We start from the raw sequence: 6,085 nt of genomic DNA on the forward strand, positions 1-6,085 counted from the left end.
GTTTTCGGAAGGGGCTTCCTGCCCCTCCGAAAACGAGCGGCATCCCTGCCGCTCCCCTGCGGGCTGCTCTCGCCAAAAGCTGCGATGCTCGGGGCGGAATAACGGGACCAAAACTATCCCAAATTCATAAGTCGATCGTAAAAACGTAGAGGACGGTAGGTCCGATTAGCAAAGCGTAATCGGACGCATGTTATTCGTCCGGGCTCGTACACACAAAAATCAAGGTTCATTAATTGTTGATTTTCATATGTAAAAAAAGATTATTACGTTTCAGTGAGTATGCTTTCCAATTCTCGAATTAAACTATATTTATTTTGAGTTATTGTTAAATTTTCCTCTTCTAATTTACTTATGCTTACTTCATAGGCGCTCTGTATAACTTGATTTATGATGCCAGATAACATTTGATCTTGTTGTTGTTTGATTAGTTCTTCATTTGTTTTCAATCTTGAATTATATTCAGAAAGTAACGTTGTCGTCGCAGTGAGTCTAGCCGTTATTTCTTGTGCTGACGCGGCTCGTTCTATTTCAGTTCGTTGAAGTTTAAGTTCTTCGCTTTGTATTTGAAGTGTCCTTAATGTACCAGCAAAAGCCAGTCCCGTGAATAGTGCAGTAAGAGCTCCGAAACTATCGCCAAAAACACCAGATTTATCAATTGATATTTCCGGATTAGACCAAGTAATTAATATTAAAGAAGATGAATATACGATAAATATAAAAACGACTAATTGGAATGAGTATTTTATTAGATTATCTTTCATGTTACATATAAGGGGTTGAAGAATATTTCATGCAATTAATTTGATATATGTGGATTGCCTTATGTTTTTGGTTTGTAGGATGTGCCGAACTGCGTGGGGAGTGTACTGCATCACAATCAAAAATCTAACTTATGAAGTCGTTTAACGTTTTTCGGCTTGGGATGGTTTTATCCCGTTATTCCGCCCCGAGCATCGGAGCTTTTGGCGAGATCAGCCCGTAGGGGAGCGGCAGGGATGCCGCTCGTTTTCGGAGGGCCAAGGATGGCCCTTCCGAAAACCCTCGCCAAAAGCGAGACGCGTAGGAAATTGGCGGAATGTCGGGTGGCCTTTTCTTTGAATACTTTCTTTTGGCCACGCAAAAGAAAGTATTTCGGCCGTCGGGCCGAGACCCGACTTTAAAAATCCCCGTCGCGACAGCGACACAAAAACCCAAAACCCAGCAAAGCTACGTCCACATAAAACTGTGAAAAACCTCACACTTTCCCAGCCAACAAGTTAACAGAGAACTCCCCCCGATTTCCCTAAATTAACACCGTCCCCGCTAATTACGCCGCCAGCAAAACAGCAGCGCAAATGCCGCCGGACATGCTGCCCTTGAATTTCAAAGTAAGCCAATTTTTTACCCGAGAAGCAAGTACAGCGTTAATTCATCAACTCTCGTGTTTAATTTTCAAAAGGTGAAAGTCATGAAAACAATCAAAAATTTATTCTTAATGCTATCTTTCGTTGCCGCTTCCATGTTCGGTGCCAGTGCCGCCAATGCGGCGAGTTGCAGCGGAGGTTGGACCTATGTCAGCGGCGTCTACGAATACAATGTAAACGGTACGACATACGGTTATATCTACACCGTGCCGGAGCACAACGTACTGCCGGCCTTTACCAACTATTACGTGACCTATAACAAAGAGGCTTTGATTCAGGCCAAAATGGCGCTGCAAAACCATCAAAGCTTGTATTTGTATGGTGACTCAGGCACTGCTGCCTGCCCAACCTCCGGATCTTACCGCTATCTAGGTACTTTAACCTATCTGTACGAGTATTAATCGCTGAATCCGATCATGCGGAATCTTTGGTCTGATTCATCCGGCCGAGATTCCGCTCCGAACAAACTCAACCTAGGTCACGATCATGAATAAACTTGTCTCAATACTGGGTGTGGCTAGCGTTTTTGCGAGCGGATATTTTGCCGGTCAGCAATTCCCCGGTCGTGGCGAGAGCCAGCGGGCGGCGCTGCCGGAGAATACCGCTTCAGTTTCCGCGCCTGTTATCGCGGTGGGCGCGAACAGAAAGCTCGATATTCCGCCGACAAACGCCGCAATGTCTCCGGACACTCGATTACCCCCGCACGAGCGCCAGCGGCAGGCGCTCGCCAATAGCGTGTCGCCCGAGGATGAGGCGGCGCGTAGCGAAGCCAATGCCGATATGATTGCGTCGATGCGAGCCAATCACTTACCGGAAGAGCAGATTGCGCAGATGGAGCAGACTCTGAAAGAACAAGAGTCCGTCGCAGCCGTTCAGCCCGAAGAACCGGTACCCGAACGAACCAGCGCGGAATTGAGCGCTGAGTTACGCGAAAGCCTAAAGCAATCCGGTGCACCACCGGAAATCATTGAAGCAATGGCTCACCAAATAGAGGCGGGTGCAACGAGCAACGATGAACCGGTTCTACCGCACAAAAACAATACCCCAGGTTCCTAGTTTCAACTGATGGCAAATGCCGCCATCGCTTCCGCCTGATACAGTTTGTTTTCGGCAGGGCCACGGATGGCTCTACCGAAAACCCTGATCCTTCTCAAAACAAGAAATACCGCTGCGCCATCGGCAACACCACCGCCGGCTCGCACACCAACAATTCCCCATCCGCCCGTACTTGATAAGTTTGCGGACAAACCTCCATCACCGGCTGGTAGTCGTTCAATTTCAAATCCGCCTTGCCGATGGTTCGGGTGTTTTTCACCGTGCCTACGCGTTTTTGCAGCCCTAAATGGTCGGCCAAACCGGAACTCACCGCCGCCTGCGGCAAAAAGATCATGGAGGTGCTGGCTGCAGTGCGGCCGAAGCTGCCGAACATCGGCCGGTAATGCACCGGTTGTGGGGTCGGGATGGAGGCGTTGGCGTCGCCCATCGGCGCGGCGGTGATCAGGCCGCCTTTGATGATCAGACTGGGTTTTACGCCGAAAAAGGCCGGTTGCCACAGCACCAGGTCGGCCAGTTTGCCTGCTTCGATGGAACCCACTTCGTGGGATATGCCGTGGCTGATGGCTGGGTTGATGGTGTATTTGGCGATGTAGCGCTTGATGCGGAAGTTGTCGTTTTGTGCAGTATCGCTACCCAACGCGCCACGCTGCGCTTTCATCTTATGCGCAGTCTGCCAGGTACGGATCACCACTTCGCCAACCCGGCCCATGGCTTGCGAGTCCGAGGAAATCATCGAAAACGCGCCCAAGTCGTGCAGGATGTCCTCGGCGGCGATGGTTTCGCGGCGGATGCGCGATTCGGCAAAAGCCACGTCTTCCGGAATGCTGGGGTCGAGGTGGTGGCAGACCATCAGCATGTCCAGATGCTCGTCGACGGTGTTGACCGTGTAGGGCCGGGTCGGGTTAGTCGACGACGGTAATACGTTACTCAAACCGCAGGCTTTGATGATGTCCGGGGCATGGCCGCCGCCAGCGCCTTCGGTGTGGTAAGTGTGGATGGTGCGGCCTTTAAAGGCGGCGAAAGTGTCTTCGACAAAGCCGGACTCATTTAAGGTGTCGGTGTGGATCGCCACCTGCACGTCGTAATCATCGGCCACGCCCAGGCAGCAATCTATCGCCGCAGGCGTGGTGCCCCAGTCTTCGTGCAGTTTCAAGCCCATCGCCCCGGCTTTGATTTGTTCTTCCAGCGCGCCGGGCAGGCTGGCGTTGCCCTTGCCCAACAAGCCGAAGTTCATCGGCAAACCGTCCAGCGCGGTCAGCATTTGTTGCAGATGCCACGGCCCCGGCGTGCAGGTGGTGGCATTAGTGCCGGTGGCCGGGCCGGTGCCGCCGCCGATCATGGTGGTGACCCCGGAGCATAGCGCTTCTTCGATTTGTTGCGGGCAGATGAAATGGATGTGGGCGTCGATGCCGCCCGCAGTCAAAATTTGGCCTTCGCCGGCGATGACTTCGGTGCCGGGGCCGACGATGATGTCCACGCCGGGTTGAATATCGGGATTGCCGGCCTTGCCGATCTTGAAAATCCGCCCCTGCTTGACACCGACATCGGCTTTGACGATGCCCCAGTAATCGATGATCAGTGCGTTGGTAATTACCAAATCCACGGCCTGATCGTTACCCAACTGGCTTTGGCCCATGCCGTCGCGGATCACCTTGCCGCCGCCGAATTTCACCTCGTCGCCGTAAACGGTGTAATCGGCTTCCACTTCCAGAATCAAATCGGTGTCGGCCAGCCGCAGGCGGTCGCCGGTGGTGGGGCCGAACATGTCGGCGTAAGCCGCTCTCGAAATTTTGCTCATGCGGTTTTCTCCAATGCGCCCATTACCTCACCTCTAAAGCCAAAGACCTCGCGCTTGCCGGCGAAGGCCACCAATTGCACCTCGCGCTGCTGGCCCGGCTCGAAACGCACGGCGGTGCCGGCCGGAATATCCAGCCGAAAGCCCAAAGCCACGCTGCGCTCGAAATGCAAAGCCGGGTTGGTTTCGTAAAAATGATAATGCGAGCCGACCTGAATCGGCCGGTCACCGCTGTTGGCGACCAAAACTTTAACGGTCGCGCGACCGGCGTTGAGTTCGATATCGCCTTCGGCGGGGAATATTTCTCCGGGGATCATAGTGGGCTCCTTTTAATCGTTTTTCGCGTGGGCACGATAAATCGTGTCCACCCTACATGTTGGATTTTCTTTGCGTTCTGACAGATTTGCGTAGGGTGGGCACGTGCTTTTTGTGCCCACGCGATGACTAAACAATCGGCTCATGCACCGTTACCAGTTTGGTGCCATCCGGAAAAGTCGCCTCCACTTGCACCTCGGTCAACATCTCGGCGATGCCGTCCATCACGTCGTCGATGCTCAATAGCGTGCGGCCATAAGCCATTAACTCGGCGACAGTTTGGCCGTCGCGGGCGCCTTCCATGATCGCTGCCGAGATATACGCCACGGCTTCCGGGTAGTTAAGTTTCAAGCCTCTGGCTTTACGGCGCTCGGCGAGGAGGGCGGCAGTGAAGAGGAGGAGTTTGTCTTTTTCTCTTGGGGTTAATTGCATAGTCGTTTCGTTAGTGTGACGTTTTCGTAGGGTGGGCAGGCTTTATAGTGCCCACGCGTGTTTCCAATTTGCAGTAGCCAACCGTCGGCGTTAAGCTATCGTACACTTTTTCGTACAACAGGAGCATCAATGGACGCCATCAGTTACAGCGCCGCTCGCGCCAATTTGGCTAAAACCATGGACAAGGTTTGCGCCGACCATGCCCCCATCATTATCACCCGCAAAAGCGAATCCCCGGTGGTAATGCTGTCTTTGGAAGATTTCCAAGCCATGGAGGAAACCGCCTATCTGCTGCGTTCGCCAGCCAACGCCCGCCGCTTGCTGGAATCCATCGCCGAGCTGGAATCCGGCCAAGGCACGGAGCGTGAGTTGATCGAGTGAAAATCACTTTTTCCGCCGATGCCTGGGATAGCTATCTTTACTGGCAAACCACCGACAAAGCCATTCTTAAACGTATCAACCAACTCATCAAGGAAATCCTGCGCCAGCCGTTCGAGGGCATCGGCAAACCGGAACCGCTGAAACATGGGTTGTCCGGCTATTGGTCGCGGCGGATAAACGACGAGCATCGAATCGTTTATAAGGTTACCGGGGATACGTTGTTGATTGCGCAGGTGCGGTTTCACTATGAGTATTGACTTTGGTTGATTATGTTGTGTCGCTGCCGCGACGGGTTTATTTAATGTCGGGTCTCGGCCCGACAGCCGAGGTACTTTTCTTTGGACGGCCAAAGAAAAGTACCCAAAAGAAAGGCCGCCCCATGCCGCTTTTATCCTGCGCGCCGAAGGGTTTGAACGGGGTTTTTCGAAAGGGCATCCCAGCCCTTGCGAAAAACGCGATGCATCCCTGCATCGCCCCTGCGGGCTAATCCGTTCAAACCCTCCGGTGCTCGGCGCGGCATCAGGGGAGACAACCGCCCCGGAATTACAAGTTTTAAAATCTGACCTACGGCAATAACGTTGATAGATTGCTAGTTTCCAGGATTCTTTTTAAATTTATTCCTGTAATAGAAAATTCTATGGCAAATTGATACTCACTTTCATGGGCCTGATTTGCTGGATAAGTAAACCTGAATCCGTGACTT

Annotated in this window: 8 protein-coding genes; 4 read left to right on the forward strand and 4 right to left on the reverse strand. The window is 52.5% G+C overall.

Annotated elements, in window-relative coordinates; all coding sequences use genetic code 11:
• Positions 1–263 precede the first annotated feature (263 nt).
• The gene (locus tag A1332_RS00815; protein WP_064006695.1) at positions 264–761 is read right to left on the reverse strand and encodes a hypothetical protein; all 498 of its coding nucleotides are present in this window, start codon (positions 759–761) and stop codon (positions 264–266) included.
• 686 nt (positions 762–1,447) lie between these two features.
• Between A1332_RS00815 and A1332_RS00820 the strand changes: the two genes are divergently transcribed.
• Positions 1,448–1,804, forward strand: a complete 357-nt coding sequence (locus A1332_RS00820; RefSeq protein WP_157203910.1) for a hypothetical protein — start codon at positions 1,448–1,450, stop codon at positions 1,802–1,804.
• Between the two features lie 85 nt (positions 1,805–1,889).
• Positions 1,890–2,459 (forward strand): hypothetical protein, encoded by a 570-nt coding sequence (locus tag A1332_RS00825; protein WP_064006697.1) that lies wholly within the window; start codon positions 1,890–1,892, stop codon positions 2,457–2,459.
• Between the two features lie 94 nt (positions 2,460–2,553).
• Here A1332_RS00825 and ureC read toward each other — a convergent pair whose 3' ends face one another.
• From ureC to ureA, 3 genes are all read right to left on the reverse strand, one after another.
• Positions 2,554–4,257: an urease subunit alpha gene (gene ureC, locus A1332_RS00830; RefSeq protein WP_064006698.1), complete on the reverse strand. Its 1,704-nt coding sequence runs from the start codon at positions 4,255–4,257 to the stop codon at positions 2,554–2,556.
• Positions 4,254–4,571, reverse strand: coding sequence for an urease subunit beta (locus tag A1332_RS00835; protein WP_064006699.1), 318 nt, complete (start codon positions 4,569–4,571; stop codon positions 4,254–4,256). The genes ureC and A1332_RS00835 overlap by 4 nt, the downstream gene beginning before the upstream one ends.
• A gap of 127 nt (positions 4,572–4,698) precedes the next feature.
• Positions 4,699–5,001 (reverse strand): urease subunit gamma, encoded by a 303-nt coding sequence (gene ureA, locus A1332_RS00840; RefSeq protein WP_020482653.1) that lies wholly within the window; start codon positions 4,999–5,001, stop codon positions 4,699–4,701.
• Positions 5,002–5,130: 129 nt separating this feature from the next.
• On the opposite strand from ureA, the gene A1332_RS00845 reads away from it, so the two are divergent.
• A complete protein-coding gene (locus A1332_RS00845) occupies positions 5,131–5,382 on the forward strand; it encodes a type II toxin-antitoxin system Phd/YefM family antitoxin (RefSeq protein ID WP_036278825.1) in 252 nt (83 codons plus the stop codon).
• Positions 5,379–5,639: a Txe/YoeB family addiction module toxin gene (locus A1332_RS00850; RefSeq protein ID WP_064006700.1), complete on the forward strand. Its 261-nt coding sequence runs from the start codon at positions 5,379–5,381 to the stop codon at positions 5,637–5,639. The genes A1332_RS00845 and A1332_RS00850 overlap by 4 nt, the downstream gene beginning before the upstream one ends.
• The last annotated feature ends 446 nt before the right edge of the window (positions 5,640–6,085 follow it).

It is taken from the genome of Methylomonas methanica, from assembly GCF_001644035.1.
Classification (GTDB): Bacteria; Pseudomonadota; Gammaproteobacteria; order Methylococcales; family Methylomonadaceae; genus Methylomonas; species Methylomonas methanica_A.